General features: G+C 46.2%; 19 protein-coding genes. 6 read left to right on the top strand and 13 right to left on the bottom strand.

Annotated features, from left to right (window positions below):
* Positions 1 to 16 precede the first annotated feature (16 nt).
* Positions 17 to 670 carry an IS1595 family transposase gene (locus NKU06_RS10655; protein WP_254729149.1) on the top strand — a complete coding sequence of 218 codons (654 nt, stop codon included), beginning with the start codon at positions 17 to 19 and terminating at the stop codon, positions 668 to 670.
* 6 nt (positions 671 to 676) lie between these two features.
* Here the strand turns inward: NKU06_RS10655 and NKU06_RS10650 are convergent, their stop codons facing one another.
* The 8 genes from NKU06_RS10650 to yajC all read right to left on the bottom strand — a co-directional run bounded on the left by NKU06_RS10650 (position 677) and on the right by yajC (position 8,533).
* Positions 677 to 1,540: an IS3 family transposase gene (locus NKU06_RS10650; protein ID WP_254732067.1), complete on the bottom strand. Its 864-nt coding sequence runs from the start codon at positions 1,538 to 1,540 to the stop codon at positions 677 to 679.
* Complete coding sequence (locus NKU06_RS10645; protein WP_254729633.1) at positions 1,531 to 2,055, bottom strand: helix-turn-helix domain-containing protein; 525 nt, start codon at positions 2,053 to 2,055, stop codon at positions 1,531 to 1,533. Before NKU06_RS10645 ends, NKU06_RS10650 begins: the two co-directional genes overlap by 10 nt.
* 121 nt (positions 2,056 to 2,176) lie before the next feature.
* The gene (accC, locus tag NKU06_RS10640; protein ID WP_254730911.1) at positions 2,177 to 3,553 is read right to left on the bottom strand and encodes an acetyl-CoA carboxylase biotin carboxylase subunit; all 1,377 of its coding nucleotides are present in this window, start codon (positions 3,551 to 3,553) and stop codon (positions 2,177 to 2,179) included.
* Positions 3,554 to 3,565: 12 nt separating this feature from the next.
* A complete protein-coding gene (gene accB / locus NKU06_RS10635) occupies positions 3,566 to 3,991 on the bottom strand; it encodes an acetyl-CoA carboxylase biotin carboxyl carrier protein (protein WP_253223637.1) in 426 nt (141 codons plus the stop codon).
* Between the two features lie 233 nt (positions 3,992 to 4,224).
* Positions 4,225 to 4,884, bottom strand: a complete 660-nt coding sequence (locus NKU06_RS10630; protein ID WP_254730908.1) for a TIGR00730 family Rossman fold protein — start codon at positions 4,882 to 4,884, stop codon at positions 4,225 to 4,227.
* Positions 4,885 to 5,008: 124 nt separating this feature from the next.
* Positions 5,009 to 6,157: a protein translocase subunit SecF gene (secF, locus tag NKU06_RS10625; RefSeq protein ID WP_254730904.1), complete on the bottom strand. Its 1,149-nt coding sequence runs from the start codon at positions 6,155 to 6,157 to the stop codon at positions 5,009 to 5,011.
* A 10-nt stretch (positions 6,158 to 6,167) separates the two neighbouring features.
* On the bottom strand, positions 6,168 to 8,048 hold the full coding sequence (gene secD, locus NKU06_RS10620; RefSeq protein WP_254730901.1) for a protein translocase subunit SecD: 1,881 nt from the start codon (positions 8,046 to 8,048) through the stop codon (positions 6,168 to 6,170).
* 152 nt (positions 8,049 to 8,200) lie between these two features.
* Entirely contained in the window at positions 8,201 to 8,533 is a 333-nt protein-coding gene (gene yajC, locus NKU06_RS10615) for a preprotein translocase subunit YajC (protein WP_253223633.1), read from the bottom strand.
* 477 nt (positions 8,534 to 9,010) lie between these two features.
* On the opposite strand from yajC, the gene NKU06_RS10610 reads away from it, so the two are divergent.
* The 3 genes from NKU06_RS10610 (at position 9,011) to NKU06_RS10600 (ending at position 13,950) form a co-directional block, all read left to right on the top strand.
* Positions 9,011 to 10,021 carry a CNNM domain-containing protein gene (locus tag NKU06_RS10610; RefSeq protein ID WP_371923555.1) on the top strand — a complete coding sequence of 337 codons (1,011 nt, stop codon included), beginning with the start codon at positions 9,011 to 9,013 and terminating at the stop codon, positions 10,019 to 10,021.
* 202 nt (positions 10,022 to 10,223) lie between these two features.
* Positions 10,224 to 10,781 (top strand): nuclear transport factor 2 family protein, encoded by a 558-nt coding sequence (locus NKU06_RS10605; protein ID WP_254730898.1) that lies wholly within the window; start codon positions 10,224 to 10,226, stop codon positions 10,779 to 10,781.
* Between the two features lie 223 nt (positions 10,782 to 11,004).
* Positions 11,005 to 13,950 (top strand): LysM peptidoglycan-binding domain-containing protein, encoded by a 2,946-nt coding sequence (locus tag NKU06_RS10600; protein WP_254730895.1) that lies wholly within the window; start codon positions 11,005 to 11,007, stop codon positions 13,948 to 13,950.
* A gap of 102 nt (positions 13,951 to 14,052) precedes the next feature.
* Here NKU06_RS10600 and NKU06_RS10595 read toward each other — a convergent pair whose 3' ends face one another.
* Positions 14,053 to 15,333 (bottom strand): transglycosylase SLT domain-containing protein, encoded by a 1,281-nt coding sequence (locus tag NKU06_RS10595; RefSeq protein WP_254730893.1) that lies wholly within the window; start codon positions 15,331 to 15,333, stop codon positions 14,053 to 14,055.
* A 296-nt stretch (positions 15,334 to 15,629) separates the two neighbouring features.
* Positions 15,630 to 16,394, bottom strand: coding sequence for a Nif3-like dinuclear metal center hexameric protein (locus NKU06_RS10590; protein WP_254730890.1), 765 nt, complete (start codon positions 16,392 to 16,394; stop codon positions 15,630 to 15,632).
* 259 nt (positions 16,395 to 16,653) lie between these two features.
* Here NKU06_RS10590 and NKU06_RS10585 point away from each other — a divergent pair, with 259 nt between their 5' ends.
* Entirely contained in the window at positions 16,654 to 17,958 is a 1,305-nt protein-coding gene (locus NKU06_RS10585) for a S1C family serine protease (protein WP_254730888.1), read from the top strand.
* A gap of 55 nt (positions 17,959 to 18,013) precedes the next feature.
* Here the strand turns inward: NKU06_RS10585 and fetB are convergent, their stop codons facing one another.
* The 3 genes from fetB to NKU06_RS10570 are packed head-to-tail and all read right to left on the bottom strand — an operon-like array spanning position 18,014 to position 19,942.
* On the bottom strand, positions 18,014 to 18,820 hold the full coding sequence (fetB, locus tag NKU06_RS10580; RefSeq protein WP_254730886.1) for an iron export ABC transporter permease subunit FetB: 807 nt from the start codon (positions 18,818 to 18,820) through the stop codon (positions 18,014 to 18,016).
* Positions 18,781 to 19,479 carry an ATP-binding cassette domain-containing protein gene (locus tag NKU06_RS10575; RefSeq protein WP_253223626.1) on the bottom strand — a complete coding sequence of 233 codons (699 nt, stop codon included), beginning with the start codon at positions 19,477 to 19,479 and terminating at the stop codon, positions 18,781 to 18,783. Before NKU06_RS10575 ends, fetB begins: the two co-directional genes overlap by 40 nt.
* A 7-nt stretch (positions 19,480 to 19,486) precedes the next feature.
* The gene (locus tag NKU06_RS10570) at positions 19,487 to 19,942 is read right to left on the bottom strand and encodes a thioesterase family protein (RefSeq protein ID WP_254769558.1); all 456 of its coding nucleotides are present in this window, start codon (positions 19,940 to 19,942) and stop codon (positions 19,487 to 19,489) included.
* 195 nt (positions 19,943 to 20,137) lie between these two features.
* Between NKU06_RS10570 and xthA the strand changes: the two genes are divergently transcribed.
* Entirely contained in the window at positions 20,138 to 20,953 is an 816-nt protein-coding gene (gene xthA, locus NKU06_RS10565; protein WP_254732065.1) for an exodeoxyribonuclease III, read from the top strand.
* Positions 20,954 to 20,978 lie beyond the last annotated feature (25 nt).

Here is a 20,978-nt window from a genome sequence, read left to right as displayed (position 1 = left end):
ATGTTATACTAGTTTTATGAAGATAACCCATTGTAAACTAAGTAAAAAAGTACAAAAAAGACTGCTTGAATTTTTTGTACTTGAAGTTACTGCTCGTTCGGCAGCTGATTTACTACAAATACACCCAAATTCAGCAGCTTTATTCTATCATAAAATCAGACTTGTGATAGAATACCATCTTAATCTTGAGGCTAAAGAATTGTTTGATGGCGAAATAGAGCTTGATGAAAGCTATTTTGGCGGCATTCACAAAGGCAAGCGTGGTCGTGGCGCTGGTAGTAAAACAGCTGTTTTCGGTCTTTTAAAACGCAACGGTAAAGTCTTTGTGGTTGTGGTTAAAGACACCAAGACTAACACGCTAATGCCTATCATCACAAGCAAAATCAAGCCTGATAGTATTGTTTATACAGACTGCTACAAAAGCTATAATGCTCTTGATGTAAGTGATTTTAAGCATTTTAGAATTAACCATTCCAAAGAATTTGCAAAAGACCATAATCACATCAACGGCATTGAGAATTTCTGGTCGCAAGCCAAGCGTGTTTTAAGAAAGTACAATGGCATTGACAAGAAACACTTTCATCTTTTTATCAAAGAATGTGAGTTTCGTTTTAACTATGGTACACCATCTAATCAGCTTAAAGTATTGAGAAGATGGTGTGGGATTTAGGCTAATCTAGTACAGCCCCTTAATCTTTATTCTATCATGATTGTAGTAATGGATGTACTCATCAATCGCTTGTTTAAGCTCATCAATGGAGGTAAATCTTCTTTGATGTTTGTCATGAAAGAAGATTTCTTCTTTTAATGTGCCAAAGAAGCTTTCTATCACCGCATTATCCAAGCAATTGCCCTTTCTTGACATACTTTGAATGATGTTGTTGTCTTTTAAGGTTTGTTGATAATTTTGCATTTGGTAGTGCCAGCCTTGATCTGAATGCAGAATCAATTGTGGTTTGCTGCTATCGTTGCCAGCATTATCATCTGCTTGCAGTCGCTTTAGTGCCTGATCAAGCATCTTGGCAACCAAGCCATAATTTGGGCTACTGTGCATCTGATAGCTAACAATTTCTCCATTAAACAAATCCATGATGGGAGACAAGTAAAGCTTTTTGACATTACCTTGTTTATCCAACACTTTAAACTCAGTGACATCAGTCGCCCATTTTTGGTTGGGTCGATCTGCTTTAAAATCACGCTTGAGTACATTATCAGCGATTTTACCCACCTTACCCTGATAAGCACTAAATCTGCGTTTAGAGCGAATCCGTGCTTTCAGTCCCATTTGGTTCATCAGTCGCCACACTTTTTTATGATTGATGACAAAGCCTAACTGTTTTAAGGCAAGGGTGATTCTGCGATAGCCATATCTGCCTTGATGGGTGTGATATATCTTTTTGATTGCATCTTTGATGTCTTGATGTTTATCCTTTTGCTTGAATTGCTTTAAGTGATAATAAAAGGTTGCTTTGGCAACACCAAGATAAGTCAGTAATTGTTTTAATGGATAAATCTGCCTTAGCTCATCAATCACTGTGATTTTATTGATGATGATTTGCTTTTTCTTTGCTGACGCTCCAAGGCTTCTAACTTTTTTAAGATGTCATTCTCCATGCGTAAGTGTTGTAATTCAGCAATCAATTCAGCTTGGGTCTTTTGTTCATCAGGTTTGGATGTTTGCTTTGCTTTGCTGGTTTTAGGCACAGATTTTCTACCTTTGGGTTTGGGATATAGTCCCATGATACCATGAGTTTGATAGGCTTTTAACCATTGAAACAGCACACTTGGGTTGCTGATATTTAATTCAATCGCCAAAGTGCGTATGGATTTACCAGCAAGTAGTTGTAATACTGCAGTGTGTTTGAATTCTGGTGAATAACTAGCTTTGCTCTTTCTGATACGAATACCATCAACACCATGAGTTTGGTAGAGTCTCACCCAGTTTTGGACAATAGAGCGTTTAATACCAAAAGAGTTGGCTGTGTTGTGGTAACTATGTCCTGTTAAATAATGATCAATGACTTCAAGTTTAAAGTCAATTGTGTATTTGGTCATAAAAACACCCCAAAGGTTGTCTAACTTTTGGGGTGCGGTTCAACATCACAGCTTTTTTATTATATAAAAGATATGAAAAACAGCCAGTGATCGACACTGACTGTTGATGATTTATATGCGATTATGCCAAGGGATCTTTGGCAGGCTTTTTGGGCTTGTCGGCATTGAGCATATGATTTTCCAGATAATGAATGTTTTGCGCTTCTTCACAAAACGCTTCATCTTTTAAAATCACATCGCGGTGCAGTGGAATATTGGTCTTAATGCCTTCGACAACCAATTCATCCAATGCATGCAAGGTCTTGGCGATCGCTTGGCGACGCGTCTGTGCATGACAGATCAGCTTACCGATCAATGAGTCATAGTAGCTTGGAATCGTGTAGCCTTGATACAAGTGCGAATCAAAACGAATACCTGAACCACTCGGCGTGAATAGCTGACCGATTTTACCTGGTGATGGCATAAAGGTCTTTGGATCTTCGGCATTGATACGGCATTCGATGGCATGACCGCGGATGGCGATCTCATCTTGATGATAAGATAAGCCATAGCCTGCAGCGATTTTCAGCTGCTCAACGACAATATCAATACCTGTGATCATCTCGGTCACAGGGTGCTCGACCTGCACGCGCGTATTCATCTCAATGAAGAAAAATTGACCATCTTCGTACAAGAATTCAAAAGTACCTGCACCGCGATAGCCGATCTGTTCGCACGCACGCACGCACGCTTCTAGAATCGGTGTGCGCACATCATCAGGAATATCTGGGGCAGGGGCTTCTTCCAGCACTTTTTGATGGCGGCGCTGTAGCGAGCAGTCACGATCAAACAGGTGCAGCGCATTGCCATTACCATCGCCCAAGACTTGCACTTCGACATGGCGCGGATTTTTCAAAAAACGCTCCATATACACAGTGTCATCACCAAAGGCGCTTTGGGCTTCGGTTTTGGCGGCTTGGACTTGATTGATCAGCTCTTCAAAGCGTTCCACCACGCGCATACCACGACCACCGCCTCCAGCAGCAGCCTTGACGATCAGCGGAAAACCGATCTTGCGTGCTTGCTCTTCGGCATTGCCCAAAGTCACCGCACCCACCGAGCCTGGTACGGTCGGTACGCCAGCATCTTTCATGGCATTGATCGCTGAGACCTTATTACCCATCAAGCGAATGTGCTCAGGGTGTGGACCAACGAATGTCAAACCCGCTTCTTCGACTTTTTCAGCGAATTCTGCATTCTCTGACAAAAAGCCATAACCAGGGTGGATGGCATCAGCGCCTGTGACTTCAGCTGCAGCCAGTAGGGCATTCATATCCAGATAGCTTTGGGTCGATGGTGCGTTACCGATGCAGACCGCTTCATCAACAAAGCGCAAATGCATCAGATCTTTATCAGCGGTCGAGTACACGCCCACCGTCGCAATGCCAAGCTGCTTACAGGCACGCACGATGCGCAGCGCAATCTCGCCACGGTTGGCAATGAGCAGTTTTTTAATCATGGTGATATCCTGTTAGGCTTTGTAGCGGATGACAGGCTGACCAAATTCGACCACTTCAGCATTGCTAACCAAAATCTCTTCGATGATGCCGCTTTGGGTGGCTTCTAGTGGATTCATGATTTTCATCGCTTCGATGATGCCCAAGGTGTCACCAGCTTCGACTTTTTGACCGACTTTGACAAATGGTGGATCATTTGGGCTTGGTGCAGAATAGAACACACCAACCATCGGTGAAGTTTCTACTTTACCTGCAGGAGTCTTGGCAACAGGAGCGCTCGGGGCAGTAGCAGGAGCGGCGGCAACTTGTGGTACAGCAACCGTCTGCACCGCAGTATTACGCGTTAGGCTGATGTAATTATCATCATGACCGTATTCTAGGGTTAATAGGTCTTTTTCTTCCATCAAATCCACTAATTCACGAATTTTTTTGATGTCCATCACATCACCTTCTCTAAAAATGTTTAAAAGTTAGCAATCGCTACAATTTATGAGCGCCCAATCGTAAAAACACTTATTAATGCATAAGATGATTGGCGCAAAAAATCAGATATCTATAGTGTACATTCGTTTTATTTTATTGCAAGTGTTTTTTGTAATATTTTGGTACAAATTGTCAAAAATTTCACAAAATTCACCGTAAAATCATCCTTGTGCGCGTATTTGATGGTAGATCAGTCGATTTTATCAATAAAACTTGGCACGATTTTATCATCTGTCATCCAAGCAGGCTTGACCCATTTTTGGCTATCAACGAACTCAAACTGCTGCATCTGTGCCAGCAATGCATCAATATCATCCGCCACGCACAGCAGTGAGACATTTGCCATCGGCATAAAGCCTGCTTTAGCGGTGGCTTTAAGCATGGCAAGTAGTGGGTCAAAAAAACCATTGATATTGAGCACACCGATCGGATGCGCGTGCTGCTTCAGCTGTAATAATGATAGCACTTCGAACAGCTCTTCATAAGTGCCGATGCCACCAGGTAGGGCGATAAACGCATCGCCACGATGAATCATCGCAAGCTTGCGCTCTGCCATGCAGTCAGTGATCACAAGCTCAGTCAGCTTCGTGTGCGCCACTTCTTTATCTTTTAAAAACTTAGGGATAATACCAATGACTTCACCGTCGTGTTCAAGCACACTATCAGCGACCACGCCCATCAAGCCGACATTACCACCACCATAAATTAGGCGCGCACCGCGTTCGGCAATTGCCTTGCCCGTTGCGACCGCCGCTGCATAAAAGCTTGGATCATTGCCGAAGTTTGATCCGCAATAGACGACGATATTTGATAGGTGATGCTTGGCATTTGGACTGTTTTGTGTGGTCATGATGATGTACTCTGTCAATTGGTTTTTTAAAAAAAACCATCATAGCCGATTTGAGCCATCATCACAAGTTTGGTACAAAAAAATACGCCCAAAAACCTTGAGCGTATTGCGGATAATCTGCCGATCAGTCTTTACTGTTTTGTAATTCTGGATCAGCAAAAATCACTTCTTCTTCGGCAAATTCCGGCTTGACTTTCACCACGAAATCTTCGCGTGATAGACCCATCATCAGTGGGATTGAGCTTGCGATATAGATCGATGAATAAGTACCAGCGATCAAGCCAATCAATAGCGCGAACGAGAACCAGTATAAGCCATCACCACCAAGGAATAGCATGGCAATGACCACGACAAGTACAGTACCACTGGTCATGATCGTACGGCGCAAAGTTTCGGTCAATGACAAATCGACTACTTCACGCGGCGATAAGCCACGCACACGGCGGAAATTCTCACGGATACGGTCATAGACGACGATGGTATCGTTCACCGAATAACCGATCAGAGCAAGTACCGCAGCCAAGACAGTCAAGTCAAACGGTAAGCCGAAAATCGCAAAAATACCGACGACGACGACCGCGTCATGGAACAGAGACAGCATCGCACCCATGGCAAGCTTGAATTGAAAGCGGATTGAGATATACACAAGCATCATGCCCAATGCCATCGCAAGTGCCAATAATGAATTTAGATAAATTTCATTACCGACTTGGCTACCGATGATGTTGATATTATCAACGGTGGCAAGGTTATTTGGTAAATCCAATGCCTTATCCAGTACTGCGGTCAAGCCGTCAGGGCTGCCTTCTTGGGGTGGTAGGCGGATCAATAGCTCTTGGTTCGTGCCCAAATACTGCACAACCGCATCATTAAAGCTATTTTTTGCCAAGGCATCGACAACTTGCACCTGCTCAACCGAATGTTCATAGCGCACATCAGCTGAGACACCGCCTGTGAAGTCCAGACCGAAGTTTAGACCCTTAACCACGATGGCGATGATACTTGCCACGACAAGCAGCAAGGAGATCAACATCATCGGTTTTTCGATTTTCAAAAACGGAATGATGCGCTGATTGGCGATCAGCTTGATACCGCCTGCTTTTTCGGCAGCATCGTCAGTCTGTTCGCTGATGATCGCTTGATCGGCTAGGGCTTGTTGGTTGGCAAGTGCATTTGAGCCTTTGCCATCACGACGCGGACCACGGCGACGGCGCACAGAGCTACCGTCAGCTGATGGCGTGGTAGGGTCGATTGGGTTATTTTCATTACTCATCTGTCAACTCCTAACCAATGCTCAGTTTAGTCACATTCTTACGATAGCCATACCACAGATGGATGATCGCACGCGTCACCACGATGGCGGTAAATAGCGATGTGATGTTACCAATTGCCAATGTCACCGCAAAGCCCTTAATCGGACCTGTACCGATGGCGAACAAGATAAAGGCGATCAATAGCGTGGTGATGTTGGCATCGACAATCGAGCTAAAGGCGCGATCAAAACCTGCAGCGATGGCGTTTTTGGCACGCACACCATTGGCAAGCTCTTCACGAATACGCTCAAAAATCAACACATTAGCATCGACCGCCATACCGATGGTCAAAACAATACCCGCAATACCTGGTAGCGTCAATGACGAACCCAGTAGCGACATGATCGCGACCATCATAATCACATTGAATGCCAGCGCAATATTGGCAACCACACCAAAGAAACGATAGAAAATCACCATCCACAAGAATACCAGCAGATAGCCGATCTGCGTTGATAGCAGACCTTTATCGATGTTTTCTTGACCCAATGACGGACCGATGGTGCGCTCTTCAACAAAATACATCGGCGCAGCCAACGCACCAGAGCGTAGCAGTAGGGCAAGCTCACCCGCTTCAGCATCACTGTTTAGACCTGTGATGACAAACTGCGAACCCAATACCGCTTGAATGGTCGCTTGGTTGATCACGCGGCTTTCGGTATAAGGGGTGCGGATTTCTTTTTGTTCGCCTGTCGCAGGGTCAGTTTCATAGCTGACTTTTTGCTTATGTTCGATGAACAGCACTGCCATTGGCTTGCCGATCGCGGTACGCGTGGCGTTTTGCATCAAGCGGCCGCCAGCAGTATCTAGCGTGATGGCAACTTGCGGCATACCATTTTGGTCAAGGCCCGGCTGTGCACCTTGTACGCGCTCACCGGTGATGATGGCTTGGCGCTCAAGCAGCACAGGCGGACCGTTTAGCTCACCAAATGGGAATATTTCTGTACCTGCAGGTGGAATACCCACGCCGCTATAAGTCGCCGCTTGATCGCTGACCATGCGAAACTCTAGGTTTGCGGTACGACCCAAGACACGCTTTGCTTCTGCGGTATCTTGGACACCGGGTAGCTCAACGACGATACGGTTCGCGCCTTGAGTTTGTACCAAGGCTTCAGCGACGCCAAGCTCATTGATACGATTTCTTAGCGTGGTCAAGTTTTGGCTAACCGCGTATTCATTGATCTCGTTCAGCTTCGCTTCGGTATAAGTTAGCTCCAGCGCAGCACCTTGGGCATCCATATAAGGACGCAGGGCAAAGTCAAGCCCCATGGTGTTTTGTAAGACACTTTGGGCGCGACTGCGTTCTTCATTACTGGTGAAAGTCAGCACCATACCATTGGCAGTGGTGCGCAAACTGGCAACAGGGATTTGATTGGAACGCAAAGTACGGCGCGCTTCTTGGCTTGCGGTCGCTAGGCGCTGCTCTAGGGCTTTTGCCATATCTACTTCAAGCACGAAGCGTACACCGCCACGCAAGTCCAGACCCAGTTTCATCGGCTTTGCGCCAAGGTTTTTTAGCCATTCTGGCGTGGTCTGCGCAAGGTTAAGTGCGACGACATAGTTCTCGCCCAGATCACGGCGCAACACTTCTTGTGCTTTTAGCTGATCTTCTGGGGTTTTTAGGCGAACCAATGCGCTGTTATTCTCAAAACTGCCGCCATGATGCTCAAGACCGGCATTACTAAGCGCGCTTTGGGCTTGCGTCAAGACAGCATCAGTCAGCTCAGTGCCTGCAGTCGCACCGGTGATCTGTACGGCTGGCTCATCAGGGTATAAATTCGGTAGTGCAAAAATGCTACAAAAAGCAAGCACCACTGCGATGAGTATGTATTTCCAAGCAGGGTAGTGCATAGGGATTTCTTAATGATTGTGCAGTGTTTATATTTTATTTATTGTAATAATCTGAATAATATTACACAAATGATGTCACTGCAAAAATAAAAACAACCCAAAACTGCAAGACAAATCCAAGATTAAGCTTACAGTTTGGGCATTACGATGGATCAGATATTATCAACAGTACCAGCAGGCAGAACCATCAAGACGCTAGCTTTTTGGATCTTCACTTCGGTGGTGCCTAGGCTGATGACAGCATAATCGCCTTCGACTTTTTTGATTTTACCAATCAAACCGCCAGCAAATACCACTTCGTTACCTGCTGCCAAGCCATCAACCATCGCTTTGTGTTGCTTGTTGCGCTTAGACTGTGGGCGGATGATCAAGAAATAAAAAATCGCAAAAAATGCTACAGGGATTAACAGGTTCATCAATAGTGATTGCTGACCTGCTGGTGCGCCTGCGCTGGCGTGTGCCGCTGTGATGAATAAATCTAGCATAAAAACTCCTACAATGCGTATTAAAAATGTATGAAAACTTAAAATGATCGTCAATGATCAGTATCAATGGCAATAAACTTGGCGCAAATGCACCGCGATCGCACCATCAATCGCCCAAAGCCGACAAATACGAATGAAAAATAACCGCTATAATAGCACAATTTACCTAGAAGTGGCAGTATTTTCAGCGCAGCTTGACAGATATTCACAAAACTATGCTTGCAGTTATGCGCATTTTCACTTAATATGAGCGATAATTTTGGTTATCATATAATTTTTATGCCCCGACAGCGACCTTTACACTCATCATATTTTGCCGTAATTTGTTGCGTGCTGATCGCCATCATGCCGATGGCAGCACACGCAAGCTTTGAGCTTGGTGGTACGCCGATCAATTTGATTTTATTGATTTTTTTCATTTCTTTATCGCTCATTGTCTCTTTTGTGTGTTCGGTATCAGAAGCGGTGCTTTTGACGATGACACCGTCATACATCGATACGCTACAAGAAGATCGCCCAAAAATCGCCGCGCTCTTAAAAGAAGTAAAAATTGACAATATCGAAAAGTCAATCTCAGCGATTTTGACGCTTAATACCGTAGCGCACACGCTGGGTTCATTGGGCGCAGGCGCACAAGCGGTCATCGTCTTTGGTGATGTGTGGTTCGGGGTATTCAGTGGTGTACTGACTTTGGTGATTTTGATCGGTACTGAGATCATTCCAAAGACGCTTGGCACGACTTATTGGCGTCGATTTGCCACGCCTGTTGCTTATTATGTGCGTGCGATCAACTGGCTACTAATGCCGATCATTTGGATCACTGAGAAAATCTCGCGTTTTTTGACCAAGGGTCATCAAGAAAGCGGCTTTAATCGTCATGAATTTTTGGCACTTGCCACCCAAGGCGAAAGCTCAGGTCAGATGAGCGCGCTTGAGACTCGTATCATCAAAAACTCATTGGCGCTAGGCGTGATCAATGTCGAAGACATCGTTAGCCCGCGCTCGGTGGTGATGGCTTTTGATGAGAACATGACTGTCGGTGAAGTGCTTGCTTTACACCCAAAGCTACCATTCTCGCGCTTTCCGATTTATGATGAAGATTTGGACAATGCCACAGGCTTTGTGCTGAAGTCTGACTTACTCATCGCCAAGGCAAATCAAGGCATTCACACACCGATTAAGCAGTTTAAACGCGATATTAACTTTGTGTTTGCCAAGATGAAATTGTTCGATCTATTGGACTTGATGCTTAAAGAGCGCGTGCATATTGCACTGGCGGTCGGTGAATTTGGTGAAGTCAAAGGCTTAGTGAGTCTTGAAGATGTGCTAGAGACGCTGCTTGGACTTGAGATTGTCGATGAATTTGACCGCGTCGATGATATGCAAGCCTTGGCGCATCAGCTGATGGATCGCCGTATGGCACGCTTGGGCGCAAAGCTTGAACAAGACGACAGCGAACAAGAAATCAGCGAAGATAAATCATCTTAAATAAAAGGGGCAGCAATGTCCCTTTTTTGCTGTTCTGTAGGCAGAGAATTTGTGGTCAATAAATTTTTGCACACAGACTTCCCAAATTTGCAACAAAATGTTACAATTAGCCATCGTTGCTTAAGTTTGGCTTGCTATTGTGGTATTAAGCCGATAGGGCGAAAAATTTTGCCCATCATCCACCGATTAACAAGGGCTTTTTATGAAACAAAGTACCCGTCAATTTTTAAAACAAACTGTGAATGCCAGCTTATTGACTGCGGCAATTGGCAGCTTAAGTAAATTATCAGGCAAAAATCTTGGCAAGGGCTTGGGTCTTGGCGTATTCATCACTGCACTTGGCGCACAAAGCTTAATCAGTACCCCTGCTTATGCGATGAGCGAACGCGATGTGACAAGCTTTGCGGCCACCATGCGCACCGCTGCCAATAGCCAAAATATTGGTCAAATCTCTAAGCTGATCGCCGATGATGCCATCATTTCTTTATCAAGAAACAACAAAACCACCAGTCTAAACAAAGATGGCTACTTGCAAATGCTACAAAAAAGCTGGGCAAAAGCCACTAATTATCGCTACCAAATCAGCATCAGCGATGTGGTGATCACAGGTAATCAAGCCCGCGCACAAGTAATAACCACCGAGACTTGGACGCAAGCAGGCAAACCTGTCACCATCAAAACATCATCACGAGCGACACTCTCACAGCTTGATGGCAATACTGTGTTGCTAAGATCGGTTGCACAAGTGACGGTTGATTGATGGTTTGGCATAGCGATATACCAAAATCATTGAAATAACATCACTATCCTAATTCTTACGCAATATTTACCGCGCGTGTATTTGTGTTAATATCGCGCGGTTATTGATCATTTATCCTTGTCTAGCGGTTGATAAAATTGTCAAAATAAGGCATTATTGAGCTTTTTGTAGATGATACGCTCATCCCGTGATTTTTGCTGAGTTTGATGATAAAGGATAAGTGATGACACGCCCAACAAGTCCCAAAAAAAGCCGTTTAGTTAAGCCTTTAAGTATTGCCATTTCATCTTGTATTTTGGCAGCGTGTAGTAGCGCACCAACTTCATCAACTCAGCCGACCAGCACCAAGATGGTGCAGGGCAACTCAGCCAAGACTGACAATACTGCTTATACAGGCGTGCTTGATCCGCAGATGCTCGATGCGCTCGAAGATCTGCTACAAGCCACCGATATGTCGATGGTGGAAGGTGATGAATTGGCAGTATCGCGCTATGGTAACTTGTGGGAGCGCATCCGCCGTGGCTATCGTATGCCTGATCGCAGCAATGCACGCATCGAAGCGCAGAAATCATGGTTCTATTCTCGCCAAAGTTATCTAGATCGCCTAACAGCACGCGCATCGCGTTATCTACATCACACCGTCGCCGAAGCAGAACGCCGCGGCATTCCATCTGAATTGGCGCTATTGCCGATCATCGAAAGTTCATACGATCCGACCGCCACCAGTAATGCCGCCGCCGCTGGTCTGTGGCAGTTTATCCCAAGCACAGGCCGTATCTATGGTCTGAACCAAAGCTCAAGCTATGATGGTCGCCGCGATGTCATCGAATCTACGCGCGCTGCTTATGACTTTTTGACAAGCCTGTATAATCAGTTCGGCTCGTGGGAGCTGGCACTGGCTGCCTATAACGCAGGACCGGGGCGTATTTCTCGTGCGATCAAAGCTAACCAAGAGCAGGGCTTGCCCACCGATTATTGGTCATTGAAACTGCCGACCGAAACCATGAACTATGTGCCGCGCTTTTTGGCAGTGGCGCAAATCGTCAAAGAACCAAACAGCTATGGTGTCAGCCTACCTGCGATCGCCAACCACAACCACTTTCGTACCGTACCTGTCAATTATGGCGTAAGCTTGGCTGAAGTCTCATCGGTCACAGGTATCGCCGTCGATGAACTGCGCCTACTAAACCCAGCGCTACTGAGCCAAACGGTTGATGAAATGGGTCCAAACCGCATCGTCATTCCTGATAGCGTGCCATCATCGACAGATGCCAAATTATCTGCGCTAAAAGGCTTTGGCTTTGGTGGTGATTATGTCGCAACCGCACCGGCACAAAGCATTGATTTCGTCGTGCCAAAATCAGGCAACACCAAGGCAAATACCCAATCACAGCAAGAGCTGATCTTGGCAAATACTTTGCCAACCACCATCGCCAAAGTCACGGCAAACAACACCATCGTCCAAGAGCCTGCACTGAGTAAAGCTGAACGCGACTTCATCGCTGAACAAATCAAAACCGAAACCAAAAACACCGTTCAACCTGTCAGCCCAGCCGATGGCAACATTCAGCTAGACGCCATCCAAACCGGTCAATCGGTACTTGATGCGCGTGGTGAAACCAAAACCATCCGATTCGCAGGCAGCCCTGCTGCCAAGCCTGCACCTACACCTACGCCACTGCCACCTGCCCAAAGCATCACTCAGCCTGCACAAGTGGCAGCTGAGCAGCCTGTCTTAGGTCAAAGCGCGGTGATTGCAGCGGATGATGATGTACCGCCATCAGTTGTTGATGATGACATGGATGGCTTTAGCCCATCGGTACAAACCCAAAACACCCAGCCATCTGCACCAAGCCGACCTGAGCCTGTGCAAGCGGCTGCACCTAAGCCTGCGCTTGCGCCAAAACCTGCAGCAACAGCGCCTGAACCTACACCAAAACCTGCCGCCAAACCCGAAAGCTACACCGTCCGTGCAGGCGATAGCCTAACTTCGGTGGCAGCGGCAAATGGTTTGACAGTGGGTCAATTAGCAAGCTTTAATAATCTGCCTGTAGATTCAGGGATTTTAATCGGTCAAAAGTTATGGCTTGTCGCTGGTAAAGTCAAGCCACAAGCTGTACCAACCAAACCTACAGCAGCACCATCAACGACAGCAAGCAATGCTTCTTCAAACAATAATCCCGCCACGCATAAAGTAGTTGCAGGGGAAGGCTTGACCGTCATTGCTCGCAAATATAATGTCAGCCTACAAGCCCTAGCTGCTGAAAATGGTTTATCAGTGACTGATAATGTCTTGATCGGTCAAGTGCTAAAACTACCAAATGGAGCGGCAGCGCCTGTACAAACCGCTAAAGCCGCTGCACCAAAAGTTGAAAACAAAACCGAGAGCAAGGCAGAAAGTAAAGCCGAGAACAAACCCGAAAGCTACACCGTCCGTGCAGGCGATAGCCTAACTTCGGTGGCAGCGGCAAATGGTTTGACAGTGGGTCAATTAGCAAGCTTTAATAATCTGCCTGTAGATTCAGGGATTTTAATCGGTCAAAAGTTATGGCTTGTCGCTGGTAAAGTCAAGCCACAAGCTGTACCAACCAAACCTGCAGCAGCACCATCAACGACAGCAAGCAATGCTTCTTCAAACAATAATCCCGCCACGCATAAAGTAGTTGCAGGGGAAGGCTTGACCGTCATTGCTCGCAAATATAATGTCAGCCTACAAGCCCTAGCTGCTGAAAATGGTTTATCAGTGACTGATAATGTCTTGATCGGTCAAGTGCTAAAACTACCAAATGGGGCGGCAGCGCCTGTACAGCCTGCTAAGACTGCGCCTGCGCCAACGCCAAAAGCTGCAAGTAACAATACAAGCACTGCCACAACCGATAGCTACACGGTGAAAGCAGGTGAGAGCTTGACTGCATTGGCATCGCGTTTTGGGGTGTCGATCCAAGAGCTTGCCAGTGCCAATAACCTTGCAACCAATGCCAATCTACTGGTCGGTCAGCGACTGCGTGTGCCAAAAAACACCACAACTTACACCGTCAAGGCAGGTGATGGCTTGATCTCATTGGCGCGCCGTTATGGCATCAGCGCTCAAGAACTTGCCAAGATGAACAACATCGAACCGACGGCAAATCTACAAATCGGTCAAGTACTGACTGTGCCGAATAAATAAGTTTGGCAAAAAATTAAGCCTGTATCATGATGATGACAGGCTTAATTTTTTTTGGGTATTAATCTTGAATTTAAATTGTGATGTTAATGAGAAAACCATCAATCACGCATTGGCATTGTGTTTTTTGATCGCTTCTAAATAAGTGCGGATATTGGTCACATAGGTGATGCACTGACGATAGCGCGAGTTTTTCGCGGCGTTTTTATGTAGATAAGCATAGAAATTCAGCCACAGATTCGGATCTTTACCCGATTCGCTTAGGCGTGACTGAATCTGACGCACAGCATTTGGACCCATATTATACGCCGCAAGCACGAACCACAAGCGATCCACTTCGGGAATGTCTTGAAATTGCGATTGTAGTTGGCTTAGATATTTCGCGCCGCCGCGGATACTTTGTGCAGCATCATTACGGTTTTTTACGCCCATTGCTTTGGCGGTGTCTTGGGTGAGCATCATGATCCCTTGCACGCCTGTTGGCGAGACGGCATTGGCATTTAGGTGCGATTCTTGATAACCAATCATCGCAAGCAGCTGCCAATCATGATTGAACTCTTTGGCACTCAAGCGAAAACCGTATTCATACAGCGGCAGTTTTTGGATCGCATCAGCAAAATGCTGTGCATTATAGGCATTATCAAGCAGCGTATCATCATGAAATTTAGCTAAATAACTTAAATCTTCTTGAAATTCATCATCGCACAGAAACTGCGTGACATTACTGACGATATCACTATCTGCTTGGCTGACGAAAACCAAATCCGCATCAATGCCTGCACCTGCAAAAATCGCGCGCTCACTGTCGCTGCACGCCAAAGGACTGATGGGCAGCTTGGCGGATTGTTCGCTAACGATATTAGATTGGCTTAATAATACCAAATCCACATCACCTGAATGCATCGCCGACAGCACCGCATTGGCATCATCGAACTTAATCACGCGCAGCTCCACGCCCAAATGGCTGGCATACTGCCGCGCAACATCATAGCCAAAGCCATGCATTAGCCCATCTTCATCATAGACTGTACTGCGACCAGTCACCGCCGCCAATGTCAGCACTTTATTTTGGGTCAAACTATCGATCCCACGAATTACTTTTGCTTTGATCGCAGGGTCATGCTGAATGATACCGATGGCGGGGATGATGATCAGCGCACCGATCACGGCAGCAAAAGCCGTGCGCACATAGTACTGTGGATGGGTTTGGCGATAACCTTCAAGCTTGCGGTACAAGGCTTGGGCGTGAGTTTGGATGGGGAAAAATAAGCGATTTTTGATCCATGCCCATTTACCTGTCTCCAGATCACGACGAAACACCACCCGTTTTGGTGTCGGGCGGTAAGCGGATTTGTCGCGTTTGGGTAGTTGTGAATTTTGGCTCATAGATCACTGATAAGTAAGTTTTGCTTTACTTTAAGCGTTTTTAACTCATCATACTATGCAAAAAAATCCCAAAAATCGCAATGCACGACAACACAATTTTACAATAATCTGATCAAAAATTGACAGTAATCAGCAAATTTACCCCAAATTCTACCTAATTATTTATATTTATAAAATAATATTACACAGTAAAATGCTATAATCAATTTTAGAACGCGCACGCACTGTGTTGTCAAGTTAAATTTTGTACTTAGATGCGCCGCACAGTTTTTATCAAATGATTCGCGCAAGGGTGATCACACCGGATTATCCACATCGACAAATGTCACCGCCACGCCAAGTCTATCAGCGATCAGCTCGCCAAGCTTACGGATACCGCCGCGCTCTGTGGCGTGATGCCCTGCAGCAAAATAATCAATGTCCATCTCGCGCGCAAAATGCGTGGTGCGCTCGCTGACTTCACCCGAGATAAAAGTATCACAACCCATCGCATATGCCTGCTCGATCATATCCTGCGCACCGCCTGTACACAGCCCAATCTTGTGCAAAGTACGGCTTGGATCATTGCCAATATATAATGGCGCACGACCTAGGACTTTACTGATTTTATCGGCGAAAGCTTGTGCTGAAATCGGCGCAGTGGTAGCGATATTACCCACAGGGTACTTCTCATGTGGATACAATGCACCGACAATTTGTAGATCAAGCTCATCAGCAAGCACCGCATTATTACCAATAATCGGATGCGCATCCAGTGGCAGATGATAGGCGATCAATGAGATGCCATGCTGCATCAAAGTACGCACACGCTTGCCTTTCATGCCGACCAGTGGCGCAGGCTCACCTTTCCAAAAATAACCATGATGCACCAAAATTGCTTGAGCGTCTTGTGCAATCGCCGTATCAATCAGCGCTTGGCATGCCGTCACGCCTGTGATGATTTTGCCAATCTTGCGATCACCGTCTATCTGCAGTCCATTGGGGCAATAATCACTGAAATTGGCAGTTTGTAAATACTCATCACAAAATTGGGTCAGCTCTTGTGCGCTTAGGGTGGTCATGGGGTTTTCCTTATTATTCACTAAATTTGTAGCAAGTTTTGGCTATTGTAGCGACTTTGTTGTATCGGTGCAATTATTTGGCACAATATCATTATCTTTTGGGCATCAAGTGGTGATATAATTGCGCAAAATTTTTTGAAAAAATCATTACCATTTTCTGATGCATAGTAAAATTGCGTTTGGCAAATATTGCTATACTTGCATCGCACACCGTCTTAATTTAGCAATAAAAATTACAAGGTCTTATAAGGATTATTATATGAAAAAACACACCCAATCTGGCTTTAGCGCTTGGGCGATTTTACCGTGGCTGCTTGCCATTGCGCTGGCGGCTGTGCTATGGCTTGTCTATGACCAATTACAAAGCACTCGTACAAGCCTTGAGACCGCAAATGCCGCCCAAGTAGAGCAGCAACCAGTATGGCAGCCTAAGATTGCAGAAGCTCGCAATCTGCCTGATGCTGCCAGCCCAATCAGCTCTTATCAATCAGCGGTCAAAACCGCCGCTCAGTCTGTGGTCAATATCTATACCACCCAAGATATCAGACGCCAGTTCGCCGATGATCCTGCACTTCAGCAGTATCTAGAACGCTATTATGGCGATCAGCTGCAGCAGGGTAATAGCCTAGGCTCAGGCGTGATCGTCTCAAAAGATGGTTATATCATCACCAATGCCCATGTCATCGAAGGGGCTGATGAGATTGTCATCGTGTTCAATGATGGTTCAAAAGCACGAGCAAGTGTCGTGGGTCGTGATGTCGAAAGTGATTTGGCGGTGATTAAAGTTGAGCGAAATGACCTTGTGCCGATGGCATTTCGTGAGCAAACCATCGAAGTGGGCGATGTCGCACTTGCCATCGGCAATCCGTTTGGCGTGGGGCAAACCGTCACCCAAGGCATCATTTCAGCCACAGGGCGCGCAGGGATTGGCGTGAGTGCCTTTGAAGAATTTATCCAAACTGATGCCGCCATCAACCCCGGTAATTCAGGCGGTGCACTGGTTGATGCCAATGGTGCCTTGATCGGTATCAATACTGCCATCTACTCTCGCTCTGGTGGCTCAATGGGGATTGGCTTTGCCATTCCGACATCGACGGTCGCAAAAGTGATGAATGATTTGATCAGTAAGGGCTATGTCAGCCGTGGCTGGATTGGCATTGAGTTTGCGCGCTCAAGCGATGATCCGACTGCACTTGAGACGCCAAAGGGCTTGACTGTGGCGCGCGTATTCCCAGACAGTCCAGCGGCGCAAGCAGGGCTACAATCAGGCGATGTCCTGCTGCAGATCGATGATATAGTGCTGTCTAATGATGCAAGCCTTGTCAATCTGATCGCCCAAAAATCACCTGGTACGACAGTGAAAGCCACCATCAAGCGCGATGGTCAAGAATTGATGCTGGACATCGTCCTAGCCGAACGCCCATCACTGAGCGCACGCAATCAAAGCGAACCAAGTGATGATAAAGCCCAAAACTCACCACGCACCCAAAACCCGAATGATGGCAGCTATGAAGCACAGCTTCAAAGACTGATCGATGAAGTCAAACGCTTGCAAGGGCAGTAATTTAGCCAAAAATAAAGCGTATGTGATGGCATACGCTTTATTTTTATAACCCAACTTACTTAGGTATAACCAAGCGATCTTGCTTGTCAAAAAACCGCCGTATCACAAACACCGCCGACAGCGTACAAGAAATCGTACTGCCCGCACAAATCAAAAACATCGTCACAATCTGATAGCGCACCGCCTGCGTCGGATTTGCACCCGCTAGAATTTGACCTGTCATCATCCCTGGTAAGCTGACTAATCCCACAACCATCATCGAGTTAATCGTCGGCAGCATCCCTGCACTGATGGCTGTCGCCATGGCCCGATGACACGCTTCAAAAGGCGTGGCGGATAGAGCAAGTAGAGTGCGGATTTGGCTTTGCTGCTCATGCAGATGCTCAATCAGCCGACCTGTGGTCAGCGAAATCGCCGTCAGTGAATTGCCTAATATCAAGCCCAAAATCGGAATGATATACTGCGGCGCATACCATGGTGATACCTGTAAAATCAGCAGCATCGCCACCAATGTCACCGCAAAAGTCGCCACACCAAGCGCAATAAGCGTATCGATAAACAAACCTTGATAAGGTTTTTTAACACGGTTCTTAGCAGAAATGGCAGCGATGATGGTCATCAACGATAAAATCGTCAGCACTTCGACCATCGATTCGCGCGCGAACACCCAAGCTAAGATCAAGCCAATTAAGCTTAGCTGAACAATTGTGCGAATACTGGCTACAATCAGCGTGCGCGCAAGCCCAAGTTTCAGCCACCACGACACAATAATGGCGACCAGTACCAAGCTTGCAGAGATCAATACATCAATGAATGTCAAAGTCATGTACGCACCGCCAAGCAGCCATCTGCCATCTGCCAAATTTGTGTCGCGTACACTTGCTCATCCTTACGATGACTGATGGCAAGTACGGCACGCATCGGATCGGCAGATAGCCACGCCTGCACCATCTGCCACAGCACCCGAGCGGTGACATCATCAAGCGCGGCAGTCGGTTCATCAAGCAGCAGTAAGGCAGGATTTAATTGCAAAGTGCGTAAAAAGTGCACAATCTGCCGCTCGCCACCAGATAAATTTGCGATGTCTTGATGGATAAAATCTGATGGCTTGCCAAATTCAGCTAGGCGCGCGACGCACCACGCCTGATCAAAGTTGCGATCTTTATACTGCTTAAAAGTAAAAGGCAGAGCAAGATTATCAAGCACTGTGCCATCGATCATCACAGGCGTCTGCGTCAGTAGGGCGATTTTGGCGCGCCACTGGGTAGGCTCTGTGGTGTGCTGCGATAAAATATGCCCACGATCATACAATGACACCTGCCCAAAATGCGGCAGCTGATTTGCCAAGGCTGATAATAACAACGACTTGCCCGAGCCTGATTGACCACATAGCACGATCAAGGATTGGCGCGTGATTGTCCCTGTGGCATTATTTAGCAATACTTTATCTTCATGTGTGATACTGATACCATCAAATTGTAATAATGCTTGATCGGTATCTGTAGATAAGCTTATATTCATACGATGATCACACAAGCGATTTCATCAGATCGGCAAACTTCTGCGGTAAGCGATAAGGGCGAATTGCCTTGCCATCATTACGCACGCACGCAAGTGTGATCATGCCTGTGGTGGCAGGCTTATCGGTGTTTGGACGATAGATATGCTGCTCAAGAATCAAACTGGCTGGCTTCACAATAAGGCTTGAGACCGTCACCGTCAGCTCATCATCAACCAAAAGCGGCGTGATGTAGCGAAGATCAGCTTGACTGACCACAAAATGCACCGCACCGCCTTGACCATGCGTATTCGCCGTACTATCACCATCCTCGGATAAATCAAAAAAGTAGCCATCATAGCCTAAGGACGCCAACCAATCACGGCGACAATTTTCAAAAAAGGTGAGATGATTGGCATGATAGACAATCCCGCCTGCGTCGGTATGATTGATATAGACCTTGTAGTTTTTTTGATAAATAGCCATCATAAATTCCTTGATAATCTGCCAAGTCTTCGCATCGATTGGCTTACTATTGTACACCTTTTCATGACTTGGTGGTAGTGCCAAGCACGGTAAGATAACAATCACCAAAGTCATCACAACACAAAAAAATTTTCGCCATTTATCCCAAAAAATTGTTACAATAGTCAGAAATTTTATGTTGTTAGGCGTTTTATGATGACCACATTTGTCAGTTTTAATATCAATGGGCTTCGAGCCAGACCACATCAGCTACAAGCCGTCAAAGAAAGCTTGAACGCAGATATCATCGGATTACAAGAAACCAAAGTGCATGATGAAGCGTTTCCACTCGAGATGGCAAGTGAGCTTGGCTATCATGTGGAATTTTTTGGGCAAAAGTCGCATTATGGTGTGGCACTGGTATCAAAGACGGCACCGATTTTTGTGCAAAAAGGCTTTCCGTTTGGTGATGCTGAGGCACAGCGTCGCTTGATTCATGCACGCTACGATTTCGATGGTCGTGTGGTGGATGTGATTAATGGCTATTTCCCCCAAGGCGAAAACCGTAGCCATGAGACCAAATTTCCCATGAAGCGTGCATTTTATGCAGATTTGAACCGCTATATCAATGAGCTGACCACGGCAGGGCGTGAGCTTGTCATCATGGGTGATATGAATATCTCGCCACTGGATATCGATGTCGGTATCGGTGAAGTCAATGCCAAACGCTGGCTTGCCAAGGGGACTTGTTCATTTTTGCCCGAAGAGCGAGACTGGTATCAAGCCTTGATGGCGACAGGTCTAAGCGATACTTATCGTTTGTTCCGTCCAGATGCTGCTGATGAATTTAGCTGGTTTGATTACCGCTCTCGTGGCTTTGAGGATACGCCTAAGCGTGGACTTCGTATCGACCATATATTGTGCACCGATGGACTAAAAGCCGACTGTATCGATGCTGGCATCAGCTATGATATTCGTGGCATGGACAAGCCATCGGATCATGCACCGATTTGGGCGAAGTTTGATTTGTAATGGGTTTTGTCATGGTGGTTTGTCA

It is taken from the genome of Moraxella sp. FZLJ2109 (assembly GCF_024296965.1).
Taxonomy (GTDB): Bacteria; Pseudomonadota; Gammaproteobacteria; order Pseudomonadales; family Moraxellaceae; genus Moraxella.
Note: the sequence above shows the minus strand (reverse complement) of the source record. Positions and strands in the feature narration are given on the sequence as shown.